The organism is Pseudomonas sp. 29 (assembly GCF_002754355.1).
Taxonomy (GTDB): domain Bacteria; phylum Pseudomonadota; class Gammaproteobacteria; order Pseudomonadales; family Pseudomonadaceae; genus Aquipseudomonas; species Aquipseudomonas neuropathica.
The window spans coordinates 3,177,569-3,203,363 of the sequence record NZ_PEEY01000001.1 but is presented as its reverse complement, the minus strand read 5'-3'; the positions used below and the strand labels follow the sequence as shown (position 1 = coordinate 3,203,363).

Sequence of the window (25,795 nt, the reverse complement as noted above, 5' to 3'; positions counted from 1 at the left end):
TGGAATAATGCCACTTAACTTCGTTTTTCACGGGTCTTACGGCAAACAGCATCCTTCATCTTAAGTGCTATTATTCTGGCAGTTAAGGTTAAAAAATGAAGGAATACTGCCACATGGCCAAGAAAACAGCGCCGCTCTTGCCCTCTACTGCTCGACTTTTGGTCGACCTTGGTGAACGACTGAAGCTGGCTCGCCTACGCCGCAAATTGACGGCCAAGCAGGTCGCCGAAAGATCAGGCATGTCGCTGACAACCTTGCGCCATCTGGAGTCCGGAGGCTCAGGCGTAACCATCGGGGCCTACTTGTCGGTCATGCAAGTGCTGGGGCTGGAAAAGGATCTGAACAAACTCGCTGCAGCCGATGAAACGGGTCGCCAATTGCAGGATGCGCAGTTAATGCCTGCAACACGATCCGCAGCGAAAAAGCCCCAGCGAGTACGAGCAGCCAGTGCGGTAAAAAAGGGCACATCCGAACACGTCGGGGCTTCAAACGTAATCGATGCCGCCACTACCACGAAAATTCCGGCTGACTTCCCATTCAACACACACTCACTCTCCAGCCTTTTGAACAAGAAGAAAAAGGCTGGCCCCCCGACAGGTGAAGAATGACGCTGATTGCTGTTTATGCAGACTGGGAATCTTTGAAAGGCGCCAGACGCCTCGGGTTTCTACACGCAAGGAAAACACGCAACACCAACGTGTTCGAATTTGAGTACGACCCGAAAGCGCTGGCCGATCCCGAGTTGAGTTCCATAACTCTAGACCCGCGCATCGGCCCCTTCGAAGGTCGCCAATTCCCCGGCGAACATCAGAGCCGCTTTGGCGTCTTCGCAGACTCAAGCCCCGATCGTTGGGGCCAACTGCTGATGAAACGCCGATTGGAAAGGGACATTCGCGACGGCTTGCTCCCCAGCAACAGCAAGTTGTTCGAATCCGATTACCTGCTTGGCGTGCACGACCTGTTCCGTGTCGGCGCCCTTCGCTACAAACTCAATGACGAAGGCAACTTCCTCGACGACCGCGACGGCGTTGCAGCTCCACCCTTTGTCGAGCTACGCGCGTTAGAACAGGCAAGTCTCGCCTTGGAAAACGATAGGGACAACACAGCCACCGAGGGCCGCGAATGGCTAAGAATGCTCATCGCACCCGGCGGCTCACTGGGCGGCGCAAGACCGAAAGCCAGCGTCGTCGACGAGTTCGGTCAACTGTGGATCGCCAAATTCCCAAGTACGAGAGATGACTACGATGTTGGTGGTTGGGAATTTGTAGTAAACGCTTTGGCGGTCAACTGTGGTCTGCGTGTTGCGACCGGTATGGCCCGACGCTACGCAAGCGATCACCATTGCTTCCTGGTGAAGCGTTTCGACCGAACCGCGCGCGGCGGCCGACATCACTTCGCATCAGCCATGACCATGACCAACCGCGTCGACGGCGACGACGCCTCAACCGGCGCCAGCTATCTAGAGTTGGCGGAAGTGATCATGGAACACGGCTCGGAACCCAACACCGACCTCCGTGAACTCTGGTCACGAATCGTCTTCAACATCCTGGTCTCCAACACCGATGACCACCTGCGAAACCATGGTTTTATTCTGGATCCTGGTCGGGGATGGCGGTTGTCCGCAGCGTATGACATGAATCCGGTGGCACATGCGGATGGGTTGAAGCTGAACATCACTGATTCTGACAATGCGCTGGACTTGGAGCTGGCGAGGGAAGTCGCTGGTTATTTTCGGGTTAGCCGTGAGGATTCAGCAGGCATCATTGAGCGCATTCAAGACGTGATCCGTCTTTGGCCGGAGATCGCTAATGCGCTTGGGATGTCCAGAAGTGAGCAGGAAAGGATGGCGCTTGCTTTTCGTACCTTCTAATCACCCACAAAAAAGCCGCCCCAAGGGGCGGCTTCTTCATTGACGACAGATCTTACAACTTCGGCCCAGCAGCCTTGATCGCGTCGCTCACTTCGAACTTCTTGAAGTTCTCGATGAACAGACCGGCCAATGCCTTGGCAGCCTCGTCGTACGCAGCCTTGTCAGCCCAGGTGTTGCGTGGGTTGAGCAGGTTGGTTTCAACGCCCGGTACGGCCAGTGGCACGTCGAGGTTGATGGTGTCGAGGTGCTCGGTGGCTGCACCGATCAGCGCGCCGCTCTGGATCGCTGCGATCACCGCGCGGGTGGTCGGGATGTTGAAGCGTTTGCCGACGCCGTAGCCGCCGCCGGTCCAGCCGGTGTTGACCAGGTAAACCTTGGAGCCGAAGCCGCGGATGCGCTTGATCAGCAGCTCAGCGTATTCGCCAGCCGGGCGCGGGAAGAACGGTGCGCCGAAGCAGGTGGAGAAGGTCGACTTGATGCCGCTGCCCGAACCCATTTCAGTCGAGCCCACCAGTGCGGTGTAGCCGGACAGAAAGTGGTAGGCCGCTTGTTCTTCGTTGAGGATCGACACTGGCGGCAGCACGCCGGTCAGGTCGCAGGTCAGGAAGATCACCGCGTTTGGCTCGCCGCCCAGGTTCTTCTCGGAACGCTTGGCAACGTGCTCCAGCGGGTACGCGGCGCGGCTGTTCTGGGTCAGGCTGACATCGGCGTAGTCGGCGTGCTTGGCGTCGTCGATGACAACGTTTTCCAGCACTGCGCCGTGCTTGATGGCTTTCCAGATCACCGGCTCGTTCTTCTCGGAGAGGTCGATGCACTTGGCATAGCAACCGCCTTCGATGTTGAACACCACGCCTTCGCCCCAGCCGTGTTCGTCGTCACCGATCAGGTAACGGCTTTCGTCGGCCGACAGGGTGGTTTTACCGGTGCCCGACAGACCGAAGAACAGGGTCACGTCGCCTTCTTCGCCGATGTTGGCAGCGCAGTGCATTGGCAGCACGTCAGCGGCCGGCAGCAGGAAGTTCTGCACGGAGAACATGGCTTTCTTCATTTCACCGGCGTAACGCATGCCAGCGATCAGCACTTTCTTCTGTGCGAAGTTGAGGATCACGCAACCGTCGGAGTTGGTGCCGTCACGCTCAGGCACGCACTCGAAGTTGGCCACGTTGAGCACTTGCCACTCTTCACGACCGGCCGGGTTGTACTGGGCCGGGTTGATGAACAGGCAACGACCGAACAGATTCTGCCAGGCAGTCTGGGTGGTCATTTTCACGGCCAGGTAGTGATCTTCCGCCGCGCCTACATGCACGTGGGACACAAAGTGCTCTTGCGCGTTGTTGAAGGCTTCTACGCGAGCCCACAGCGCGTCGAACTTGTCGGCCGGGAACTTGCGGTTGATCGGGCCCCAGGCGATAGCGGCCTGGGTGGAAGGCTCTTCAACGATGAAACGGTCAACAGGCGAACGACCGGTGCGGTGACCAGTGCGAACAACCAGAGCGCCGGTATCGGCAAGCTCGCCCTCACCGCGGTTCAGGGCTTCTTTAACCAGATCATCAACACTCAGATCGGTGTACACGGCGTTATTGGCTTGCGTCATGAGGTTCCCCGTCGGCCAGTGGCCGAGTGTGCTCCAAACGTTTTGTAGTAGAAAGTCGTGCACTACTACCGCGAAAAAAGTGGGCCGGATTATGCCAGAAAAGCCCAAAAAGAGTAGGGTCCTCCCGTCGTAACGGCGAAATTCCGTCGTTACGCAGTGAATTTACCTGCGCTGAACCGTTTTAGTGCCGGGTATCTGACGGCGTGTCGACGCCTGCGCCAGCGAACAATTGAGCAATATCGGCTGCGTCGAACAGGTACTGCTGGTTGCAGAACTGGCAATCGATCTCGACAGTGCCGCCGTTCTCTTGAACCAATTGCTGTGCATCCTCAAGACCCAGACTGACCAGCGCGTTGCCCGAACGCTCGCGTGAGCAGGTGCAACGGAAGCGCAGATTCTGCACATCGAACAGGCGCACCTGCTCTTCATGGTAGAGGCGATGCAGGACGGTTTCGTTGTCCAGGCTCAACAACTCATCGGCGGTCAGCGTGCTCGCCAGTGCCGTGAGGTGCTGCCAGCTGGCGGCGCGCTCTTCTTCGTCTTTCAGGCGATCGGCCGGCAGTTGTTGCAGCAGCATCCCGCGGGCGCGGCGGCCGTCAGCGAACAACTTGAAGCGCGTGCCGACTTGTTGCGACATGACGAAATAGTTGGTGAAGCACTCAGACAGGGTTTCGCCATCAAGATCGACGATGCCCTGGTAACGCTGGCCAATCGTCGGGTCGACGGTCAGGGTCAGGTCACCGCCCGGCATCAGGTCGGCAAGGCTCGCGTCCGGCTTGATCCGCTCAGCGTCATAACGCGCCAGACCACGAATTTCGCGCTCGCTGGAGCATTCGATCATCAGCAGCGGGATCGGCCCTTCGGAACGCGCCTGCAGAATCAGCAAGCCATCGAACTTCAGCGTGCCCACCAGCAACGAGGCGGCCGCCATCAATTCGCCCAGCAATTGCGCCACCGGCTCCGGGTACGGGTGCTTGGCGAGGACTTCGGCGTAGCTGCGTTCAAGCGCAACCAGTTCGCCGCGCGTGTCGCTGTCATCGAAGATGAAACGTTGGGTGAAATCGGTATCCGCTAGCTCGGTCATAATTTTGGGTATCTGAATGTGGTGACAAAATGGTTACAAGGCGTGAAAATTTGCGCTTCTTGGCACTCTTTTTGGTGCCGACTGCTCTGCCATGGGAGGCATTTTATGAACAATCCGGGTTTGTTCCAATCTAGGTGGAACCTCGGCCGGCTGGTTCTGTGCAACGTAGTGCCACTGGCGCTACTGGCTTTCTGGTTATGGCCTACGGGCAACTCGCTGTGTGTGATTTTCGACGAGTGGCTGTTCCGCTTGCTCAATGCACCGCTGGCCAGCAACCCGATATGGCTCCACATCTGGGCAATTGCAAGTCTGCGTCCGTTCGACATCGTTGTCGGTCTGATCTTGCTGACGCTGCTGATCAAGGGCGACTGGGTCTTCAAGGCAATTGATGTGCGTCGTGCGTTCTTCGGTTTTTTCTCGATCCTGCTATTGATGGTGGTGATTCGCGCACTGTTTTCCAAATTCGCCGACCACATGGACTGGCAGCACAGCAGCCCGTCGATGGTGCTGGAAGGCGCGGTGCATATCAGCGATTACTTCCCGCACATGGAGAAGACCTGGGAGCTGAAGGATCGCTCGAGCCAGAGCTTTCCCGGTGACCATGCTTCGGTGCTGCTGATCTGGGCGCTGTTCATGGGCGTGTTCAGCCGCACGGTCGGGCAGTTTGTGGCGATCTGGGGTCTGGCACTGTTGTTCATGCTGCCGCGTCTGGTGGCCGGTGCGCATTGGGGTCAGGACGATTACATCGGCGGTATGCTGCTGGCGGTGTGGGCGTTGGGCTGGGGTTACTACACACCGTTTGCTTATCACGCCTCGAATTTCTGGCTGAAGGTGACTTCGCCGATTTTCAATCTGCTGAGCAAGTTGCCGCTGGTTTCGCGAATGAGTGTGGTGCGTAGCGCCTGATACCGAGCTGGCTTCGGCGAGGGCTGCGCCCTCGATTCGCGAGCAGGCTCGCTCCCACAATTGATCAAGTATCCACTGGAGGAACCGGATCTACTGTGGGAGCAACCTTGCTCGCGAAGAGGCCAGCACAAGCAGCCCGGAAACGTCGCGCTTACTCGTCGTTGCTGCTACCCCGAAACTTGAACAAATCCCGCCGCTGCTTCTTGCTCGGCTTGCCGTCGGTACTCACACCCAACGCCCCCGCCTTGCGCATTGCCGCGGCCGCTTCACGTTTGGCAATACTCGCCTCGGTCTCCGCGTACAACGTCTGCGCCTCCGGTGCGCCGCGCCGCAAAATCGACAACGCCTCGACCTTCACCGTACGCACCTCGAACCCGGTACGAATCTCGAACTCATCGCCAATGCGCGGCTCTTTGCCAGGCTTGCAGCGCTCACCTCGACAATGCACCTTGCCGCTTTCGATCGCCGCTTTGGCCAAGGCACGGGTTTTGTAAAAACGCGCGGCCCACAGCCACTTGTCGAGACGAACCTTGTCGTCCTCTTCGCTTTTTTGCGCCATTTGAATTCCTCGTTCAGCCAGTAGTCGGAACTGTACTACCGTTTCTGTCGGGCGCAACAACTCGGCCCTCCAGATAGACTGTGATCTTGGCCGGTGCACCGGCATGGGGGTGCTCGAATGACTAAATTTCCCTCTTCATTGACTTCGACTCACACCGGTTGCCAGGGCTGCCAGCACAGTGAACCGTTAGGCTTCGATTTTGACTTTGCCTATCAACCCATCGTGGATCTGCGCGATCAGTCGGTTTTCGCCCATGAAGCGTTGGTCCGTGGGGTGAGCGGTGAAGGCGCATTCACTGTGTTGAATCAGGTTACAGAAGAAAACCGCTACCGCTTCGACCAGCTCTGCCGGACCCGTGCCATCAAAGGTGCGGCTGATCTTAATATGCAGACACACTTGTCGATCAACTTCATGCCCAACGCCGTCTATCGTCCAGAGCTGTGCATTCGCAGTACGCTCGAAGCGGCAAAAAAGCACTGTTTCCCGCTCGACCGACTGATTTTTGAAACCCTGGAAAGCGAGCACGTAGATAACTATCGCCATTTGACCAATATTCTGCGTGAATACCGCGAATTCGGCTTCAAGACCGCTATCGACGATTTCGGTGCCGGTCATTCGGGGCTCAATCTGCTGGCTGATTTTCAACCGGACCTGATCAAACTCGACATGGCGCTGATCCGCGATGTCGATCAAGACCGTGTTCGTCAGGTGATCGTTCGGGGGATTGTCACAATCTGTGCGGAGTTGGACGTTACAGTCATTGCCGAAGGCATTGAGAGCGCCGGTGAACGGGATTTCCTGGCGGACTGTGGAATATTTCTGATGCAGGGCTACTGGTTCGCCAAACCTGCATTCAAAGCGTTGGCCCGGGTTTCGCCTGAGGCCTGGACGCGTTAATCGTTGGTTTTTTCTATTGAAGACATTTGACCATTTGACCGTTGTCGGTCTGCGCGAGTGGGTGGCGCTCCCGGATTTGGGAGTCGCAGGCCTGCGAGCGAAAATCGACACCGGCGCCAGCACCTCCAGCCTGCATGCCACCGACATCGAGCCGTTCGAACGCGACGGCCAGAAGTGGGTACGTTTCACCGCGCACCTGGGCACGGTGGTGCAATTGCGTCACCGCCGCTGCGAGGCACCACTGGTGACGCGCAAAACCATCAAAAGCTCCAACGGCCATGCCCAGGAGCGCTACGTGATTAGCACCACTCTGGCCCTGGGGGATCGGGTCTGGCCGATCGAGTTCACCCTCGCCTGCCGCAAGTCCATGCGCTATCGCCTGTTGCTCGGTTCCAAAGCCCTGATCGATGGCCATCTGGTCGTCAATCCGGGCATCAAGTATGTACAAGACAAGCCGGTGTTCCCGGTATCTACCTCTTCCACAGGTGTTGCATGAAGATCGCTGTGCTGTCGCGGAACCCGCGTCTGTATTCCACCCGCCGTCTGGTCGAAGCCGGAACCGAGCGCGGGCATGAAATGGTAGTGATCGACACCTTGCGCGCCTACATGAACATCGCCAGCCACAAGCCGCAGATCCACTATCGCGGCAAACCGCTGGAGGGTTTCGACGCGGTGATTCCGCGGATCGGTGCGTCGGTGACGTTTTATGGCTGCGCGGTGTTGCGTCAGTTCGAAATGATGGGGGTGTTCCCGCTCAACGAATCGGTGGCCATCGCCCGTTCACGGGACAAGTTGCGTTCGCTGCAACTGCTGTCGCGGCGCGGCATCGGTCTGCCGGTGACCGGTTTTGCTCACTCGCCGGATGACATTCCCGACCTGATCGACATGGTCAACGGCGCGCCACTGGTGATCAAGGTGCTGGAAGGCACGCAGGGCATCGGTGTGGTGTTGTGCGAAACCGCGACCGCCGCCGAATCGGTGATCGAGGCGTTCATGGGCCTGAAGCAGAACATCATGGTTCAGGAATACATCAAGGAAGCGGGCGGTGCGGATATTCGCTGCTTCGTGGTCGGTGACAAGGTCATCGCAGCGATGAAGCGTCAGGCCAAGCCGGGCGAGTTCCGCTCCAACCTGCATCGTGGCGGCAGCGCCAGCCTGATCAAGATCACCCCGGAAGAGCGCATGACCGCATTGCGCGCGGCCAAGGTCATGGGCCTGGCGGTGGCGGGTGTGGATATCCTGCGTTCCAATCACGGGCCGCTGGTGATGGAAGTGAACTCGTCGCCGGGGCTGGAAGGGATCGAGACCACTACCGGCAAGAATGTGGCGGGGATCATCATTGAGCATCTTGAGAAGAATGGCGGGCCGAATATGACCCGGACCAAAGGCAAGGGCTAGAGCGAAGAGCTAGAGCTAAGAGCAAGAGCCCCTCATCGGAACGCCGCCCGCCTAACCCTCTCCCGAAGGGAGAGGGGACTGATTGGGGGATATTGGAGAACTACGCCGACCTGATCCTGCTGTGCCGAATCCACAATCGCCCCAGTCTTTCAGGTCGATGTATAACGCCAGACACCTCGGTTGATCTGGTCAAACGATACTGGACACGGTTATAGGGTTTTACCCTTTTTCATGCCGCCAGGGCCTCCATGTCCACCGGAGTTCGGTAGCCATTGTGACTGTGCAGCCTGATCCGATTGTAATAATGGGTCAGGTAGCGCAATACATCGGTACTGGCCTCATCTTCGTTTCGGTAGCCAGCCTTGGGTATCCATTCAGATTTCAAACTGCCAAAGAAACGCTCCATCGGGGCGTTGTCCCAGCAGTTTCCTCGTCGACTCATGCTTTGTTTTATGCGCATGTCCGCCAGCGTTTCACGAAACACTTTACTGCTGTAATGACAGCCCTGATCCGAATGGAACATTAGGTTTTCAGGGCGTCCTCGCGACTCGAAAGCCATCTTTAACGCTCGACAGGTCAGAGCTGAATCCGGACTTCTGGACATCGCCCAGCCGACGATGCGGCGGGCATGCAGATCAAGTACAGCAGCCAGATAAACCCAGTAAGTACCGGCCCAAATGTAAGTTACGTCGCCACACCACACTCGATTGGGGGCCTCGACATTGAATTTACGCTCCAAATGATTGGGGGCGTATTGCGCCTCCGCACCGCTGGGTTTGTACCGATGCCTGCGCCGTTGCTGGCTCTTCAAACCGAGCTCGCGCATCAGGCTACGAGCCATGTAACGACCTACCGACTCTTTTTCGTTACACAGCGCTTTTGACAGGCTGCGCGCGCCCATTGAGCCGCGACTTTGCTCATGTAATTCGGCAGCCTTGATCTTTAGGCGATCGCGTCCGACATGCACTTTCGCCCGCTGTTTCAGACGCTCGTAATAACTGCTGCGGTTGATACCAAACACGCCACACAACTCGGATCTTGGATATTGCTCGCTTAACTCCTCGACCAGCCTTACCGATCGAGGGAATCCGACATCAAGAGAGCTGTAGCCTTTTTTAAAATTTCCTTCTCGCGCTCAATCCGTCGAATTGTTGCTTCCAGTTCCTGGATGCGTTGTTGGTCAACGGTCATGGCCTTGGACTTCTCAGGCGTCTTGCCGCTGCGCTCCGCACGCAGTTGCTCAACCCAGCGGCGCAGAGCTGTAGGGCCCACGCCCATTGCTTCGCAGGCTTCACTCACCGAATAGTCTTTATCCAAAACCAGGCAAGCCGCATCCCGTTTGAAATCTGTCGAAAAATATCTTCTGGTCAAATCACACCTCTTCGTTGGGCGTAGATTAACGCCCTTTAGGGGTGTCCAGAATCATTAAGCCAGATCAGGTCAGCTCCCTCTCCCTCGGGGAGAGGGCTGGGCGGGCGGCGTTCCGATGAGGGGCTTTTGATCTACACAGCATCCCGCGGCAGCATCAATCCCAACGGCAGCCGCACCCGCGCTTCCAGTCCACCCCCGGACCGATTGCGCAATTCAACATTGCCGCCATGCATCGAAGCAATCCGCTTCACAATCGCCAACCCCAAGCCGGTGCCCTTACCGCCCCGGGCACGATCGCCTCGGGTGAAAGGGTTGAAAATCGCTTCAAGTTCCGAAGGATCAATCCCCGCGCCGCGGTCCATCACGCTCAGCACCACATAAGGCGCACTGACGTCACCGGACACATAAGCGGCGACCTCAACGCTGCCACCGGCATGGTTCAAGGCGTTGCCGATCAGGTTATTGAGCAAGCGCTTCATCGAGACCCGACGCAGCGGGAACGGCTGAATCGGCTCCAGACGCAAACGCACTTTCTCTTCATTCTGGTTGTATGGCGCCGCCACCTCGCGCACCAGATCAGTCAGATCCACCTCTTCCACCGACTCGTCACGACCATCGCGAATAAACGCGAGAAACTGGTCGAGAATCGCATCCATGTCTTCGATGTCCCGGACCATGTCGTCCGTCAGGTCATTTCGGTCGCCCATCAATTCCAGCGACAGGCGCAAGCGGGTCAACGGTGTGCGCAAGTCGTGGGACACGCCGGCCAGCATCAATTCACGCTCGCGACCGGCCTGTTCGACGTCTTCCGCCATCTGGTTGAAAGCGCGATAGACCTCGGTCATCTCGCTCGGTGTATCGCTGATCGGCAGCCGCACGCTACGACCCTGACCAAGCTGCCGGGCGGCATACACCAGACGTTTCAACGGCTGGTTGAGCTGACTGACGAAAATCCATGCAGAGGCTGTCGAGAGCAAGCCGATGGCGAGGAACCAGCCGAGCACGTTCCAGATTTTCTGGCCACGCAACGGGTGCGGATACAACGGCACCTTCAACCAGCCATCACCGAGGCTCGGCGCGCGCACCCACAACGCTGGCGGCGAGTGCATGCGCAAACGCACTTCAGTGTCGGCGCCCAGCTCCGCCTGCATTTGTCGCTGATAGATTTCGCTGTACGGCCAGTGCTGTTCGCCTTCCGGCACACCGGCGCCGACCACCCGGATCAGGGTCGCCGCATCAGCAATCTTTGCGCGGTTCTCTTCATCCGCGGCCCAATAGGCACGCAGCGTCAGGGCGACGCCATGGCTGTATTGGCGATCCACCAGCACGTCCTCGTTCATCAATAGATAAACCAGGGTCAGCGCCTTGGAAAACAGCACGACGATGAGCACCAGCCAAAGGGTGCGGGAGAAAAAACTTTGGGGGAACCAGACAGGGGTTTTCATCTATAACCGCTACACACTTGCAGGAGCGAGCAATGCTCGCATATTGCGGATTGCGAGTCTGCGGGCATGGCCGTTCGACCAAAACCTGCAGACCCGCTCCTACAAATCGCCGATCACTTGGTGGCGGCGCCATCCGGTACGAACACGTAGCCCACACCCCAGACAGTCTGGATATAGCGCGGCTTCGATGCATCAGGCTCGATCATGCGGCGCAGACGGGAAATCTGCACGTCGATGGAACGCTCGAGGGCATCCCACTCGCGGCCACGGGCCAGGTTCATCAGTTTGTCGCGGGTCAGCGGCTGACGCGCGTTCATCACCAGGGCCTTGAGTACCGCAAACTCACCGGTGGTGAGCATGTGCACTTCGTCGCCGCGTTTTAGTTCGCGGGTGGCCAGCGACAACACGTAATCACCGAAGGTGACGTTTTCGTCTTCGCTGCCCGGCGCGCCCGGTACTGGTGCGGCCTGACGACGCAGAACAGCTTTGACCCGCGCCATCAGCTCGTCCGGGTTGAACGGCTTGGCCAGATAATCGTCGGCGCCCAGTTCCAGACCCTTGATACGGCTCATCTCATCGCCCTTGGCGGTGAGCATGATGATCGGGATCTGGTTGTTCGCGGCCCGCAGACGCCGGCACGCGGTCAGACCGTCTTCACCGGGCAGCATCAGGTCGAGGACGACCAGATTGAAAACTTCACGCGACAGCAGACGATCCATCTGCTCGGTGTTCGGTACGGTACGGGCGCGATAGCCCTTGCTGACGAAAAAACGTTCCAGCAGGCTGCTTAAGCCCGGATCGTCGTCAACGATGAGAATTTTTTCGCCTTCAGCAGTTTGTGCAGTGCTGCTCATTGGATGCTCCTTTTAGCTCGGCGCGCATTATGGCGTAGCTGCCGTTATACGCACCGTGTGCATTGTTAGCAGATTTTTCCTTCACTGCCAGAAAACCGGGGTTTATGCCTACAGACTGCGACGCCCCCGAATGACAGAACGCTGGTTATAATGCGCGGCGTTTTGTGCCAGGCAACGTCTGAATCGTTACCGCAGGTGGCAGGCTTTTTTTCCTGCCTAGCGCAGTAATTGTTCGATTTCACGGGTCAATGGGCTGCCTTTTGACCCAGGCAGCGGCAATTTTCTAGCCGCTCAACCAGACTCCGGGCCTTTATTTACGCGCCTGCGAGCCTGATTTCACAATATGTCAGGTGGTTTTATGGACAGCATCAACAGCCGCATTGCCGAGGAACTCGGCGTACGCCCACAACAGGTCGAAGCGGCCGTCGCGCTACTCGATGAAGGCTCTACCGTTCCCTTCATCGCCCGTTACCGGAAAGAAGTCACCGGCAGCCTCGATGACACCCAGTTGCGTCATCTGGAAGAGCGCCTGCGCTACCTGCGAGAACTCGACGAACGGCGCATCAGTATCCTCGCCAGCATCGAAGAGCAAGGCAAACTCACCCCTGCCCTCGAGCGCGACATCAAACTTGCCGACACCAAGACTCGCCTCGAAGACTTGTACCTGCCGTACAAGCAGAAGCGCCGTACCAAGGGCCAGATCGCCCTGGAAGCCGGCCTCGGCGACTTGGCCGATGGCCTGTTCAACGACCCCAACCTGACCCCGGAAACCGAAGCCGCACGCTTCGTCGATGCCGAAAAAGGCGTGGCCGACGTGAAGGCTGCGCTCGAAGGCGCCAAATACATCCTCATGGAACGCTTCGCAGAAGACGCCAGCCTGCTGGAGAAACTGCGTAACTACCTGAAACAGGAAGCGACCCTCAGTGCCCGCGTCATCGCTGGCAAGGAAGAGGAAGGCGCCAAATTCCGCGATTACTTCGAACACGACGAACCGCTGAAAAGCATGCCGTCGCACCGCGCGCTGGCGATTTTCCGTGGCCGCAACGAAGGCATCCTCAGCTCCGCGCTGAAAGTCGGCGACGAGCTGCCGGGCACCATGCACCCGTGCGAGGGCATGATCGGCCAGCAATTCAACATCCAGAATCAGAACCGCCCGGCCGACAAATGGCTCGGCGAAGTGGTGCGCTGGACCTGGAAGGTCAAGCTCTACACCCACCTGGAAACCGACCTGCTCGGCGAGCTGCGTGACGGCGCCGAAACCGAAGCGATCAACGTCTTCGCCCACAACCTGCACGACTTGCTGCTGGCTGCGCCGGCCGGCCCGCGCGCAACCCTGGGTCTCGACCCGGGCCTGCGTACCGGCTGCAAGGTCGCCGTGGTCGACTCGACCGGCAAACTGCTTGATCACGCCACGGTTTACCCGCACGTGCCGCACAACAAGTGGGATCAGACCATCGCCATTCTGGCTGCCCTGTGCGCCAAGCACTCGGTTGACCTGATCGCCATCGGCAACGGCACCGCCAGCCGCGAAACCGACAAACTGGCGATCGAGCTGATCAAAAAATACCCAGCGATGAAAATGACCAAGGTCATGGTTTCCGAGGCCGGTGCATCGGTGTACTCGGCGTCGGAACTGGCGGCCAAGGAATTCCCGGACCTCGACGTGTCGATCCGTGGCGCGGTATCGATTGCCCGTCGCTTGCAGGACCCGCTGGCCGAGCTGGTGAAAATCGATCCGAAATCCATTGGTGTCGGCCAGTACCAGCACGACGTTTCGCAGTTGAAACTGGCGCGTGGTCTGGACGCTGTGGTCGAGGACTGCGTGAACGCCGTTGGCGTTGATGTGAACACTGCTTCGGTGGCGCTGTTGGCGCGGATCTCCGGCCTCAACGCGACGCTGGCGCAAAACATCGTCACGCACCGCGACGAACACGGTGCGTTCAAAACCCGCGCAGCGCTGAAGAAAGTCGCGCGTCTGGGCGAAAAAACCTTCGAACAGGCGGCCGGTTTCTTGCGCGTGATGAACGGCGACAACCCGCTGGACTCGTCGGCGGTGCACCCGGAAGCCTATCCGCTGGTGCAACGCATTGCCGCTGAAACCGACCGCGACATTCGCTCGCTGATTGGCGATGCCGGGTTCCTCAAGCGTCTGGATCCGAAGAAATTCACCGACGAAACCTTCGGCCTGCCAACCGTCACCGACATCCTGCAAGAACTGGAAAAACCCGGCCGCGACCCGCGTCCGGAGTTCAAGACTGCCGAGTTCCAGGAAGGCGTTGAAGACCTCAAAGACCTGCAACCGGGGATGATCCTCGAAGGCGTTGTCACCAACGTGACCGCATTCGGTGCCTTCGTCGACATCGGCGTGCATCAGGACGGTCTGGTGCACATCTCGGCGCTGTCGGAGAAATTCATCAAGGATCCGCGTGAAGCGGTGAAGGCCGGTGATGTGGTGAAAGTGAAGGTCATGGAAGTCGACATTCCGCGCAAACGCGTTGGCCTGTCGATGCGCATGGGCGACACCCCGGGCGAGAAAATCGACGGCGCCCGTGGCTCGCGTCCGGGCTCGGCGCAACGCCCGCCTTCGAACAACGCACCACGCAAGGAAACCGCGACCGCAGCGCCAGTGAACAATGCGATGGCCTCGCTGTTCGCCAATGCCAAGCAGTTGAAGAAACGCTGATGGAGATTCCGGCCGGGCTCGTCGAGAGCGCGTTTTTCAAGCTGTTGGGCTGCCGCCTGCACAGCCTGGAAACCGGGGTGGCGCAAGTCGCCCTGGTGCTGGAACCGGAACTGCGCAATCGCGGCGGCAAATTGCACGGTGGCGCGCTGTTCAGTCTGGTCGATATCGCCATGGGGCTGGCCTGTTCCAGCACTCATGGCTTCGATCAGCAGAGCGCGACCATCGAGTGCAAGATCAACTATATCCGCGCCGTTTCCGACGGTGAGGTCATGTGCACGGCGCGGGTGATTCACCCGGGCCGACGTACTTTGGTGGTCGAAGCCGACGTGATGCAGGGCGACAAACTGGTCGCAAAAGCGCAAGGCACGTTCGCTGTCCTGTAGCTACCGGTCATCATTTTGAGTTAATTTCGGCGCAACGAACCTTGTGGGAGCGAGCTTGCTCGCGAAGGCGGTGTGTCAGGCAACCGAAATGTTGGCTGATAAACCCTCTTCGCGAGCAAGCTCGCTCCCACAGGGATTGTGCAGTTCTTGACTGACCGGCAAATGGCCTGCCGCTATAAAACCAGGCGATAACGCCAGTTTCAACTTCACCCTTGTAGACCGTCTTGCCCACCCCCATATTGGGGCGACTGACGCGTGAAGGAATCCAAATTGAGCGAACTTCTCAACCGCCGCCTGGCTCTGCTCGGCGAGCGCGCTAACCTCTCTCTGCTCGAGCAGTGCCTGCACGGTATCGAACGTGAATGCCTGCGCGTGACCAGCGAAGGTCGCCTGGCGCAAACGCCGCACCCCGAAGCCTTGGGTTCCGCGCTGACCAACGAACAAATCACCACCGACTACTCCGAGTCGCTGCTGGAATTCATCACGCCCGCCCTGCCCGACCCGGCTGATACCTTGGCGAGCCTGGACAAGATTCACCGTTTTGCCTACAGCAAACTCGGCAACGAGTACCTGTGGAGTCCATCGATGCCGTGCCCGTTGCCGGCCGAGGAAGACATCCCGATCGCCTACTACGGCACCTCCAACATCGGTCAGCTCAAGTACGTCTACCGCAAGGGCCTGGCCCTGCGGTACGGCAAGACCATGCAGTGCATCGCCGGGATTCACTACAATTTCTCCCTGCCGGAAAAGCTCTGGCCACTGCTGCGCGAAACCGAAGGTTTTGTCGGCACGGATCGCGATTTCCAGTCGACGTCCTATATCGCGCTGATCCGTAATTTCCGCCGCTATAGCTGGTTGCTGATGTACCTGTTCGGTGCCTCGCCGGCGCTGGATGCAGGCTTCCTGCGCGGTCGGTCGCATCAGTTGGAACAACTTGATCCGGACACGCTGTATCTGCCCTACGCGACCAGCCTGCGCATGAGCGACCTTGGTTACCAGAGCAACGCCCAGGCCGGTCTGACGCCGTGCTACAACGATCTGGCAAGCTACACCGACAGTCTGCGCAAAGCCGTGGCCACGCCATACGCACCGTACGTTGAAGTAGGCACGCACCAGGATGGCGAGTGGGTTCAGCTCAACACCAACATCCTGCAGATCGAAAACGAGTACTACTCCAACATCCGCCCGAAACGCGTGACCTACACCGGCGAGCGGCCGATTCAGGCGCTGGTGGCCCGTGGCATTCAGTACGTTGAAGTGCGTTGCCTGGACATCAACCCGTTCCTGCCGATGGGCATCGACCTGACCGAGTCGCGCTTCCTCGATGCGTTCCTGCTGTTCTGCGCGCTGAACGACAGTCCGTTGTTGACCAACACCTCGTGCGGCAATGCGACGTCGAACTTCCTCAGCGTGGTCAAGGAAGGTCGGCGGCCAGGCCTGCAATTGCAGCGTGACGGTGAACCGGTGGAGATGAAGACCTGGGCGGCCGAACTGCTGGAGCAGATCGCTCCACTGGCGGCGTTGCTGGATCAGAGCCATGGCGGCGATGCCCATAGCAAGGCGCTGGACGCGCAACTGGCCAAGGTCAGCGATCCGTCCCTGACGCCATCCGCGCAAGTGCTGGCGGCGATGGCTGAGCACAAGGAAAGCTTTGCGCAGTTCTCGTTGCGTCAGAGTCAGGCACATGCCGAGTTTTTCCGCAGCGAACCACTGGCGGCGGATGAGCAGGCGAAGTTTGAGGAGTTGGCGCGTACTTCTCTGGCAGCGCAGGCTGAGCTCGAGCAGAACGAAGTCGGTGATTTCGACGTATTCGTCGGGTCGTATCAGGCAAGCATTCTCGCAATCAGCAACTAAAAGCCCCTCACCCTAGCCCTCTCCCAGAGGGAGAGGGGACTGATTTAGGTGCTCATGAAAGTTACGCCGACCTGAAATACCGAGCCGAACTCAGGCCTTGAAAGCAAGAGATCGGCTCCCTTTCCCCCTCGCCCCCTTGGGGGCGGTCCGACGTTTCGGGAGGGCTGGGGTGAGGGGGCAAAGATCTAACGTCGAACGCAAGATCCGAAATATTCACAATCCCCCCGCGCCTTAGATTTTTCCGCTCATAAGCTCATTCTAAAAAGTTATTTATTTACCGATTCTTAGATCATTTAGTCTCCTTTCACGCCGACGCTCGGTCGCCTGATATGGAGCTGTTCAATGAAACTGAATTTCCCGCTTCGCCTGCTCGCCGTAGCCTCCCTGGCTGCCGCGAGTTTTCTGGCCCAGGCCGCCGACCTTACCGTCGCCTACCAAACCACCGTTGACCCGGCGAAAGTCGCCCAGGCCGACGGCGCCTACGAAAAAGCCACCAAAGCCGACATCGCCTGGCGCAAGTTCGACAACGGCGCCGACATCATCGCCGCCATCGCCTCCGGTGACGTGCAGATCGGCTATCTCGGTTCGAGCCCGCTGACCGCCGCGATCACCCGCAAAGTCCCGGTCGAAACCTTCCTAATCGCCACCCAGATCGGCGCCGCCGAAGCACTGGTCGCTCGCGACGCTTCCGGGATCAAGACCCCGCAAGATCTGATCGGCAAGAAAATCGCCGTGCCCTTCGTGTCCACCGGTCACTACAGCCTGCTCGCCGCGCTGAAGCACTGGAACATCGACCCGTCGAAGGTCACCGTGCTCAACCTCGCCCCGCCAGCGATCATTGCCGCGTGGAAACGCGGTGACATCGATGCCACCTACGTGTGGGATCCGGCACTCGGCGTGGCCAAGGAAAACGGCAAAGTGCTGATCACCTCCGGCGAACTGGCCAAGTTTGGCGCGCCGACCTTCGATGCGTGGATCGTGCGCAAAGACTTCGCCGAGAAGCACCCGGAAATCGTCACCGCGTTCGCCAAGGTCACCCTCGACGCCTACGCCGACTACCGCAAAGACCCGAAAGCCTGGCTCGCCGATCAGTCCAACGTCGACAAACTGGTGAAACTCTCCGGTGCCAAGGCCAGCGACATTCCGCTGTTGCTGCAAGGCAACGTCTACCCGCTGGCGGCGGACCAGGTCATCAGCCTCGGCGCGCCGACCACCAAAGCCATCACTGACACCGCCGCGTTCCTCAAGGAGCAAGGCAAGGTCGAAGCGGTTCTGCCGGACTACGCGCCATACGTCAGCGCCAAATACATCACCAACTGATCGGGAGTTAACCGCGATGGCCTTGCTACAGCTGGAGCGCATCAGCGCACAGTACCCGGGCAGCCCGACACCGGTGCTGGCGGATATTTCTCTGACCCTGGGGCCTCAGCAATTGCTGGTGGCTCTCGGCCCGTCCGGCAGTGGCAAGACTTCGCTGTTGAACCTGATTGCCGGTTTCGTCGAGCCGAGCGCCGGGCGCATCACCCTCGACGGTGTGCCGGTCAAAGGCCCGAGCGCCGAACGGGGCGTGGTGTTCCAGGACGACGCTTTGCTGCCATGGCAGGACGTGCTGGCGAACGTCGCGTTCGGTCTGGAGCTGGCCGGTATCGCCAAGGACAAGCGCGAAAAAATCGCCCGTGAAATGCTCGCGCTGGTTGATCTTTCAGGGTTCGAAAGTCGCCGCATCTGGCAACTCTCCGGCGGCCAGAAACAACGTGTTGGCCTCGCCCGCGCCCTCGCCGCTGATCCGCGCGTGTTGCTGATGGACGAGCCTTTCGGTGCCCTCGACGCGTTCACTCGCGAACAGATGCAAGAGCTGTTGCTGCAAGTCTGGCAGCGCACGGCCAAACCGGTTTTCCTGATTACCCACGATATTGAAGAAGCGGTTTTCCTCGCCACTGACCTGATTCTGCTCGCACCGAATCCGGGGCAGATCGTTGAGCGCCTGCATCTGGATTTCGGTCAGCGTTATGCCGCCGGTGAATCCGCCCGGGCGATCAAATCCGATCCGAGTTTTATCGAAACCCGCGAACACGTGCTGAGCAAAGTGTTCTCGCAACGCAGCGCCGGGCAACGGCAGGAGCGCGCATGAGCAGTTACGACGTTTCCTCGGCTGCGGTAAAACCGGTCAGCGCTTCGGCGGTCATTCCTGTACGTCGCAGCCTCAGCACCCGCTGGATCAGCCTGCTGACGCTGTTCGCGTTGTTGGCCATCTGGTGGGCGGTGACTGCCACCGGGTTGATCGAACCACTGTTCCTGCCGCCACCGTCCGCCGTGCTGCAAAAGGGCTGGTTGCTGGCGACTACCGGTTACATGGATTCAACGTTGTGGCAGCACCTCGGCGCAAGCCTGAGCCGCATCGGTCTGGGCCTCGGTTTTGCGATTCTGACCGCCGTGCCGGTAGGCATTGCCATTGGCGCCAACCGCATCGCCCGTGGCGTGCTCGATCCGCTGATCGAGTTCTACCGCCCTATCCCGCCGTTGGCTTATCTGCCGCTGATCGTGATCTGGTGCGGCATCGGTGAGTTGTCGAAAGTGCTGCTGATTTATCTGGCGATTTTCGCGCCGATCGCCATTGCCACGGCGACCGGTGTGCGCACGGTTGATCCGGCGAAATTGCGTGCCGCGCAGTCGTTGGGCGCGACTCGCGTGCAACTGATTCGTCATGTGATTTTGCCGAGCGCGCTGCCGGACATTCTCACCGGCGTACGCATTGGCCTGGGCGTCGGTTGGTCGACCTTGGTCGCGGCGGAACTGATCGCGGCCACCAGCGGCTTGGGCTTTATGGTGCAGTCGGCTGCGCAGTTTCTGGTCACCGACGTGGTGGTGCTGGGGATTCTGGTCATCGCCCTGATCGCCTTCGCCATGGAAATGGGCCTGCGCGCCCTGCAGCGCAAACTGGTGCCGTGGCACGGCCAGGCCCACTAAATCGCCTTGTGAAAATTCCCCTGTGGGAGCGAGCCTGCTCGCGATTGCGGTGTGTCATTCACCACAGCATTGACTGCCAGTCTGCAATCGCGAGCAGGCTCGCTCCTACAAAAGCTTGAACCCCGAATTCGAAGAGAAAGACCATGAGCAGCCTGAACATCACCCCATTAAGCTCAGCCCTCGGCGCACAGATCAGCGGCGTCGACATCAGCCAGCCGTTGACCCTGGAACACCGCGACGCCATTGAACAGGCGCTGCTCAAATATCAAGTGTTGTTCTTCCGCAACCAGCCAATCGAACCGCCGCAACAGGCGCGTTTCGCTGCGTACTTTGGTGACCTGCACATTCACCCGATCTACCCGAACGTACCGGAACAACCGGAAGTGTTGATCCTCGACACCGCCGTCACCGACGTGCGCGACAACGCGATCTGGCACACCGACGTGACCTTCCTGCCGACGCCGGCGATGGGCGCGGTGCTCAGCGCCAAGTTGCTGCCGGAGTTCGGTGGCGACACGCTGTGGGCCAGCGGGATTGCTGCGTACGAAGCGCTGTCGGCGCCAATGAAAGCCTTGCTCGAAGGGCTGACCGCGACTCACGATTTCACTCGCTCGTTTCCGCTGGAGCGCTACGGCAATACGCCGGAAGCGTTGGCGCAGTGGGAAGAGGCCCGACGCAAGAATCCACCGCTGTCGCACCCGGTGATTCGTACGCATCCGGTCAGCGGGCGGCGTTCGTTGTTCGTCAATGAAGGCTTCACGTCGAAGATCAATGAGCTGTCGGAAACCGAGAGCGAGGCGATTCTGAAGTTTCTGTTCGCCCATGCAACGCGACCGGAATTCACCATTCGCTGGCGTTGGCAGCAGGACGACATTGCGTTCTGGGATAACCGCGTGACGCAGCATTACGCGGTGGATGATTACCGGCCGGCGCGGCGGGTGATGCAGCGGGCGACGGTGTTGGGGGATGTGCCGTTTTTTCGCTGAGTCCTTTTAAAGGCAAAAGCCCCTCACCCTAACCCTCTCCCGGAGGGAGAGGGGACTGACCGAGGTGTTTGTACTAGCTACATCGACCTGAAATTTCGGGTTGAATTCAAGTTTTGAAAAGCATGAAGATCGGCTCCCTTTCCCCCTCGCCCCCTGGGGGAGAGGGCTGGGGTGAGGGGGATGGATCTTGCTGACCAAATCCAATCTTCATCACTCCGCCGTCGAAGGCTTCTCCCAAAGATTGATCCCACCCTCTTGGGCAAACCGGTCAATCTCCGCCAATTCCTCAGTACTGAAGCTCAAATTCTTCAACGCCCCGACGTTCTCGATAATCTGCTCCGGCCGGCTCGCACCAATCAGTGCCGAGGTCACCCGAGGATCCCGCAACGTCCACGCCAGCGCCAGTTGCGCCAGGCTCTGGCCGCGACGCTTGGCGATCTCGTTCAATGCGCGCACATGAGCGATGTTGGCATCAGACAGGTGCGAAGCCTGCAACGAACCGCCGCCCGGACGATTGACCCGCGCATCCGCCGGCACGCCGTTGAGGTATTTGTCGGTGAGCAGACCTTGCGCCAACGGAGTGAAAGCAATCACGCCCGTGCCGAGTTCATCGGTGGTATCCAGCAGATCTTTTTCCACCCAGCGATTGAGCAGGTTGTACGCCGGTTGGTGAATCAACAGCGGCACTTTCCACTCTTTCAGCAGCGCCGCGATCTCGCGGGTTTTTACCCCGGAATACGACGAGATACCGATGTACAACGCCTTGCCCTGTTGCACCGCGGTGGCGAGGGCGCTGGCGGTTTCTTCCAGCGGGGTGTCCGGGTCGAAGCGGTGCGAATAGAAGATATCCACATAGTCCAGACCGAGCCGTTGCAGGCTCTGGTCGAGGCTGGCCAGCACGTATTTGCGCGAACCGCCGCCCTGGCCGTAAGGGCCGGGCCACATGTCCCAACCGGCCTTGCTGGAGATGATCAGCTCGTCGCGGTACTGCTTGAAGTCTTCGCGCAGCAGGCGACCGAAATTGATCTCGGCACTGCCGTAGGGCGGGCCGTAGTTGTTGGCCAGGTCGAAGTGGTTGATGCCCAGGTCGAACGCGGTGCGTAACAAGGCGCGCTGGGTGTCGATCGGCGTGCTGTCACCGAAGTTGTGCCACAGACCCAGCGACAACGCCGGCAGCACCAGACCGCTGCGGCCGACGCGGCGGTAAGGGATGGAGTCGTAGCGGTTTTCGGCAGCGGTGTAAGTCATCGAATCCTCTCTTGTCTGTCTTGAATAGGGTGTCGACTGCTTCGCGAGCAAGCTCGCGAAGGGTGTTACACAAATCGATTGCCGGGTCGGGCCAGACCCAGGTTCTCGCGCAAGGTCCGGCCTTCATACTCGGTTCTGAACAGCCCGCGCCGTTGCAGTTCCGGGACCACGCCATTGGCGAAGTCTTCGAGCCCGCCGGGCAAGTGCGGCACCAGCACGTTGAAACCGTCCGCTGCGCCTTGTTCGAACCATTCCTGCAAACGATCGGCAATCTGCTCCGGCGTACCGACCAGGCTGTAATGCCCGCGTCCGCCAGCAATCTTGCGCCCCAGTTCGGCAAGGCTCAGGTTCTCCCGGCCCGCCAGTTCAGTGAGCAATTTCTGCCGGCTCTGCTGACCGCTTTCGGTCAGCGGCAACTCCGGCAACGGCCCGTCCAGCGGGTACTTCGACAAATCGAAGTTGCCCAGCATACGCCCAAGCAAGGCGACGCCAACCTCGGGTTCGACTAATTGCTGAAACGTTTCACATTTTTCCCGCGCTTCGGCTTCGGTGCGGCCGACCACAACGAAAACCCCGGGCATGATTTTCAGCGAATCCGCGCTGCGCCCGTACTTGGGCAAACGTGCTTTGAGGTCAGCGTAAAACGCTTGGGCACTGGCCAGCGAAGTCCGTGCGGTGAACACCACTTCAGCGGTTTGCGCCGCCAATTCGCGCCCGGTTTCCGAAGATCCAGCCTGAACAATCACCGGTTGCCCCTGCGGCGAACGCGCAACGTTCAGCGGACCTTTGACCCTGAAGTGTTCACCAACGTGATCCAGCACATGCAATTTCGAAGGGTCGTAATACGCTCCGCTGGCCTTGTCGCGAAAGAAGGCATCGTCCTCCCAACTGTCCCAAAGCCCGGTCACCACCTGATGAAACTCGCGGGCTCGGCTGTAGCGTTCGGCGTGGCCAATGTGTTGGTCACGCCCGAAATTCAGCGCTTCGGCAGCATTGTCCGACGTCACCAGATTCCACCCCGCGCGGCCACCCGACAGGTGATCGAGCGAAGCAAATTTGCGCGCCACGTGATACGGCTCGTTGTAACTGGTGGTCGCCGTGGCGATCAGGCCGATATGCGCGGTCACCGCACTCAGGGCCGAGAGCAAGGTCAGCGGTTCAAAGTGATCGGAACGCGCCATGCGGCTGGCGATGTCCTGAGTTGGCGCGGCGACGCTGTCAGCGACAAACAACGCATCGAACTTCGCCGCCTCGGCAATTTGCGCCAGCCGCTTGTAATGGGCGAAATCCAGACCCGCATTCGCCGGCACATCCGGATGACGCCACGCTGCCACGTGGTGCCCGGTGGCCATAAGGAATGCACCGAGTTTCAACTGTCTGCTCATCTCAGAAATCCTTGCGCAGTTGCACGCCAAAGTAGCGCTCGTCGTCCCGTGGCACGGCGCGATAGATGTAATTGCCGCCGCTGGCGAGCAATGGCGAGTACGACTTGTCGGTGAGGTTTTTGCCCAGCAGTGCCACGCGCCAGCCATTGCTGTAATCAGCCAGCGCGACACTGGCGTTCCAAAGACCGTAGGCGCCCTGCTTGGTGTCGACGTTCTGGCTGATGTCGTACTGCACTTCGCTCTGCCAGCTATAGTCGGTGCCGAGTTCGATATCCAGGCCGTTATCCAGCGGGATGCTGTAGTCAGCGCGCACGTAGCTTTTCCAGTCCGGACTGAACGGCAGCGGTTTGCCGTTGACGTTGCACGACGCCGCTGCGCCTGCCGGGCAGGCGAACTCGTCGATGCGCGCACGGGTGTAGGCGAGTGCGCCGGACAGTTTCAATTGCTGGGTCGCCTGCAAGGCGTAATCGAGTTCGACGCCTTCGCTGCTGACGCTGCCGGCATTGATCAAACGCGTCACAACCTGGCCGGCGACGGTGTCGAAGAAGTTCGCCTGATAGTTGTCGTAGTCGCTGTGGAACACCGCGAGATTGGTGGTCAGGCGATTGTTCCAGGACGTGGCTTTGATGCCCGCTTCCCAGGTGTTGGAGGTCTCCGGTTTCAGCGCTTCGGTATCGCGCGGCTGCATGTTGAAGAAGACGTTGTAGGCCGGGCCTTTGTAGCCGCGCGAGTAGGTCAGATAGGTAGTGACGGCATCGCTCAAGTCGTACTGCACACCGAGGCGACCGGACCAGCCATCTTCGTCGACAGAACCTGAACTGCTGGTCGCCGGTTGGATACCGCTGACCGTGGTCGCCGAAGTCGAGACGCGGCGGTGATCGTATTCGAGATCATCGTGGGTGTAGCGCAGGCCGGCGATGCCACGAAATTCCGAGGTGAAGTTCAGCGTGCTCTCACCGAACACCGCATAGCTGTCGCTGGTGGTGCTGTAATCGGCGACGCCTCGGTCGGTGCGCGTGGTGGTGTTCAGCGTGCGCTGATAGGTCTCGTCATCCTTGCCGTGCATGTAGAACAGGCCGCCGACGTACTCAAGAAACTCGCCCTTCGGCGAGGCCAGGCGCAGCTCTTGCGAATATTGATCGAAGGCCAGATCACCTTTGTCCGCCGTGCCGGGGAACGCCGCCGTCACCGTACCGAGACGGTCACCGTCCTGATACTGGGTGTTGTCCCAACCGCGCCATGCGGTGATCGAGGTCAGAGTGTAATCGCCCAATTGCCAGTCGAGCTGGCCGGACAGGCCCTTGTTGGTGTCCTCGACATGGCTGCGGGTGTCGGTGTTGATATCGCGATTGTGGCTAGTCGCATTGACCGGGTTCAGCGCGTTGGCGAAGGCCGGCGTCAGCGACTTGCTGACCACGCCGTTGGGGCCGTCGTCATGGGACTGCATGTAGTCGGCGATCAGGGTGAAGGTGACGTCGTCATTCGGGGTGAATTCGAGTTTGCCGCGCACGCCGCGATGGTTGTAGCCGTTGACCTCCTGGCCATTGTGCTGGTTGTCGACGTTGCCATCGTAGGTCCCGAATAGCGTGCTGATCGAGCCTTTCAACGTGTCCGGAATCAGGCTGCCGCCGATGCCGAATCGTGTGCGACTTTCGTTGCCGCTGTAGTACGACTGATCGATGTAACCGTGGGTCTCGGCGGTTGGCGCCTTGCTGGTGATGTTGAGTACACCGGCCGAGGCGTTCTTGCCGAACAGCGTACCTTGCGGGCCGCGCAGCACTTCGACACGCTCCAGATCCAGCAAGTCGAGAGTGGATTGGCCGGGACGCGCGTAGACCACACCATCGATTACCGTCGCCACGGTCGGCTCGACGCCCGGCGAGGTGGAAATCGTACCGACGCCGCGCACGAACAACGAGGTGTCCTTGTTCGATGCGCCGGTGCGGAAATTCAGCGACGGCACTTGCTGCACGATACTCGCCACGCCGTTGCGGTTGTCGCGCTCAAGTTGTTCGCCGTCGATCACCGAGACCGCGACCGGCACCTTTTGCAGCGATTCTTCGCGGCGCGTGGCGGTGACGGTCACGGATTTGAGTGTCGGCTCCTGATCACTGCTCTCGGTAGCGAATGCGTTGGGCAACGGCAGCGCCGCCAACCCCGTAAATAACCAACCAGCGGCGCGGATCGATTGCGCCAGTTTGTTTGTCGCCCCAGGAATGTTGTGCATGTTTGCCCGCTCGAAATTGGCCCTTAACCGCTGCCGTTCTGCGACGACAGCGCCTGAATCGGTGTCTTGGGCATTCGCTCGAGC

General features: G+C 59.4%; 22 protein-coding genes. 13 read left to right on the top strand and 9 right to left on the bottom strand.

Features of this window, described 5'->3' with window-relative positions; genetic code table 11:
- The first annotated feature begins 113 nt into the window (after positions 1-113).
- A complete protein-coding gene (locus tag CLU80_RS14885) occupies positions 114-608 on the top strand; it encodes a helix-turn-helix domain-containing protein (protein ID WP_099757717.1) in 495 nt (164 codons plus the stop codon).
- Positions 605-1,870, top strand: coding sequence for a type II toxin-antitoxin system HipA family toxin (locus CLU80_RS14880; protein WP_099757716.1), 1,266 nt, complete (start codon positions 605-607; stop codon positions 1,868-1,870). Before CLU80_RS14885 ends, CLU80_RS14880 begins: the two co-directional genes overlap by 4 nt.
- 52 nt (positions 1,871-1,922) lie before the next feature.
- Here CLU80_RS14880 and CLU80_RS14875 read toward each other — a convergent pair whose 3' ends face one another.
- Positions 1,923-3,464: a phosphoenolpyruvate carboxykinase gene (locus CLU80_RS14875; RefSeq protein ID WP_025110978.1), complete on the bottom strand. Its 1,542-nt coding sequence runs from the start codon at positions 3,462-3,464 to the stop codon at positions 1,923-1,925.
- Between the two features lie 181 nt (positions 3,465-3,645).
- Positions 3,646-4,548, bottom strand: a complete 903-nt coding sequence (hslO, locus tag CLU80_RS14870) for an Hsp33 family molecular chaperone HslO (protein WP_093429984.1) — start codon at positions 4,546-4,548, stop codon at positions 3,646-3,648.
- 105 nt (positions 4,549-4,653) lie between these two features.
- Here hslO and CLU80_RS14865 point away from each other — a divergent pair, with 105 nt between their 5' ends.
- Positions 4,654-5,454 carry a phosphatase PAP2 family protein gene (locus CLU80_RS14865; RefSeq protein ID WP_093429983.1) on the top strand — a complete coding sequence of 267 codons (801 nt, stop codon included), beginning with the start codon at positions 4,654-4,656 and terminating at the stop codon, positions 5,452-5,454.
- Positions 5,455-5,605: 151 nt separating this feature from the next.
- Here the strand turns inward: CLU80_RS14865 and CLU80_RS14860 are convergent, their stop codons facing one another.
- On the bottom strand, positions 5,606-6,013 hold the full coding sequence (locus CLU80_RS14860) for an RNA-binding S4 domain-containing protein (RefSeq protein WP_099757715.1): 408 nt from the start codon (positions 6,011-6,013) through the stop codon (positions 5,606-5,608).
- Between the two features lie 117 nt (positions 6,014-6,130).
- On the opposite strand from CLU80_RS14860, the gene rimA reads away from it, so the two are divergent.
- The 3 genes from rimA to rimK are packed head-to-tail and all read left to right on the top strand — an operon-like array spanning position 6,131 to position 8,308.
- The gene (rimA, locus tag CLU80_RS14855; protein WP_093429982.1) at positions 6,131-6,910 is read left to right on the top strand and encodes a S6 modification regulatory phosphodiesterase RimA; all 780 of its coding nucleotides are present in this window, start codon (positions 6,131-6,133) and stop codon (positions 6,908-6,910) included.
- A 16-nt stretch (positions 6,911-6,926) separates the two neighbouring features.
- On the top strand, positions 6,927-7,406 hold the full coding sequence (gene rimB, locus CLU80_RS14850; protein ID WP_093429981.1) for a retropepsin-like aspartic endopeptidase RimB: 480 nt from the start codon (positions 6,927-6,929) through the stop codon (positions 7,404-7,406).
- Positions 7,403-8,308, top strand: a complete 906-nt coding sequence (gene rimK, locus CLU80_RS14845; RefSeq protein WP_007949201.1) for a 30S ribosomal protein S6--L-glutamate ligase — start codon at positions 7,403-7,405, stop codon at positions 8,306-8,308. The genes rimB and rimK overlap by 4 nt, the downstream gene beginning before the upstream one ends.
- A 229-nt stretch (positions 8,309-8,537) precedes the next feature.
- Here the strand turns inward: rimK and CLU80_RS14840 are convergent.
- From CLU80_RS14840 to ompR, 3 genes are all read right to left on the bottom strand, one after another.
- Positions 8,538-9,679, bottom strand: a protein-coding gene (locus CLU80_RS14840) for an IS3 family transposase (RefSeq protein WP_286079704.1) whose coding sequence is annotated in 2 segments (ribosomal slippage) — positions 8,538-9,418 and positions 9,418-9,679 — 1,143 coding nt in all. Because the reading frame shifts where the segments join, the coding sequence is not laid out codon by codon here.
- A 131-nt stretch (positions 9,680-9,810) separates the two neighbouring features.
- Positions 9,811-11,124 (bottom strand): ATP-binding protein, encoded by a 1,314-nt coding sequence (locus tag CLU80_RS14835; RefSeq protein ID WP_016986270.1) that lies wholly within the window; start codon positions 11,122-11,124, stop codon positions 9,811-9,813.
- A 113-nt stretch (positions 11,125-11,237) separates the two neighbouring features.
- Complete coding sequence (gene ompR, locus CLU80_RS14830) at positions 11,238-11,978, bottom strand: osmolarity response regulator transcription factor OmpR (protein ID WP_095123420.1); 741 nt, start codon at positions 11,976-11,978, stop codon at positions 11,238-11,240.
- A 358-nt stretch (positions 11,979-12,336) separates the two neighbouring features.
- Here ompR and CLU80_RS14825 point away from each other — a divergent pair, with 358 nt between their 5' ends.
- From CLU80_RS14825 to tauD, 7 genes are all read left to right on the top strand, one after another.
- On the top strand, positions 12,337-14,661 hold the full coding sequence (locus tag CLU80_RS14825; RefSeq protein WP_099757714.1) for a Tex family protein: 2,325 nt from the start codon (positions 12,337-12,339) through the stop codon (positions 14,659-14,661).
- A complete protein-coding gene (locus CLU80_RS14820) occupies positions 14,661-15,044 on the top strand; it encodes a PaaI family thioesterase (RefSeq protein WP_053116527.1) in 384 nt (127 codons plus the stop codon). The genes CLU80_RS14825 and CLU80_RS14820 overlap by 1 nt, the downstream gene beginning before the upstream one ends.
- 270 nt (positions 15,045-15,314) lie before the next feature.
- Complete coding sequence (gene gshA / locus CLU80_RS14815; RefSeq protein ID WP_093440632.1) at positions 15,315-16,898, top strand: glutamate--cysteine ligase; 1,584 nt, start codon at positions 15,315-15,317, stop codon at positions 16,896-16,898.
- Between the two features lie 342 nt (positions 16,899-17,240).
- A complete protein-coding gene (tauA, locus tag CLU80_RS14810) occupies positions 17,241-18,218 on the top strand; it encodes a taurine ABC transporter substrate-binding protein (RefSeq protein ID WP_099757713.1) in 978 nt (325 codons plus the stop codon).
- A gap of 16 nt (positions 18,219-18,234) precedes the next feature.
- Positions 18,235-19,029 carry a taurine ABC transporter ATP-binding subunit gene (gene tauB / locus CLU80_RS14805; protein WP_093440624.1) on the top strand — a complete coding sequence of 265 codons (795 nt, stop codon included), beginning with the start codon at positions 18,235-18,237 and terminating at the stop codon, positions 19,027-19,029.
- The gene (tauC, locus tag CLU80_RS14800) at positions 19,026-19,865 is read left to right on the top strand and encodes a taurine ABC transporter permease TauC (RefSeq protein ID WP_038359810.1); all 840 of its coding nucleotides are present in this window, start codon (positions 19,026-19,028) and stop codon (positions 19,863-19,865) included. The genes tauB and tauC overlap by 4 nt, the downstream gene beginning before the upstream one ends.
- Positions 19,866-20,008: 143 nt before the next feature.
- Positions 20,009-20,851 (top strand): taurine dioxygenase, encoded by an 843-nt coding sequence (gene tauD / locus CLU80_RS14795; RefSeq protein ID WP_099757712.1) that lies wholly within the window; start codon positions 20,009-20,011, stop codon positions 20,849-20,851.
- A gap of 210 nt (positions 20,852-21,061) precedes the next feature.
- Here tauD and mgrA read toward each other — a convergent pair whose 3' ends face one another.
- The 3 genes from mgrA to CLU80_RS14780 all read right to left on the bottom strand — a co-directional run bounded on the left by mgrA (position 21,062) and on the right by CLU80_RS14780 (position 25,711).
- Positions 21,062-22,099 carry an L-glyceraldehyde 3-phosphate reductase gene (gene mgrA, locus CLU80_RS14790; protein WP_099757711.1) on the bottom strand — a complete coding sequence of 346 codons (1,038 nt, stop codon included), beginning with the start codon at positions 22,097-22,099 and terminating at the stop codon, positions 21,062-21,064.
- Positions 22,100-22,164: 65 nt separating this feature from the next.
- Entirely contained in the window at positions 22,165-23,484 is a 1,320-nt protein-coding gene (locus tag CLU80_RS14785; RefSeq protein WP_099757710.1) for an LLM class flavin-dependent oxidoreductase, read from the bottom strand.
- Position 23,485: 1 nt separating this feature from the next.
- Positions 23,486-25,711: a TonB-dependent receptor gene (locus tag CLU80_RS14780; RefSeq protein ID WP_099757709.1), complete on the bottom strand. Its 2,226-nt coding sequence runs from the start codon at positions 25,709-25,711 to the stop codon at positions 23,486-23,488.
- Positions 25,712-25,795 lie beyond the last annotated feature (84 nt).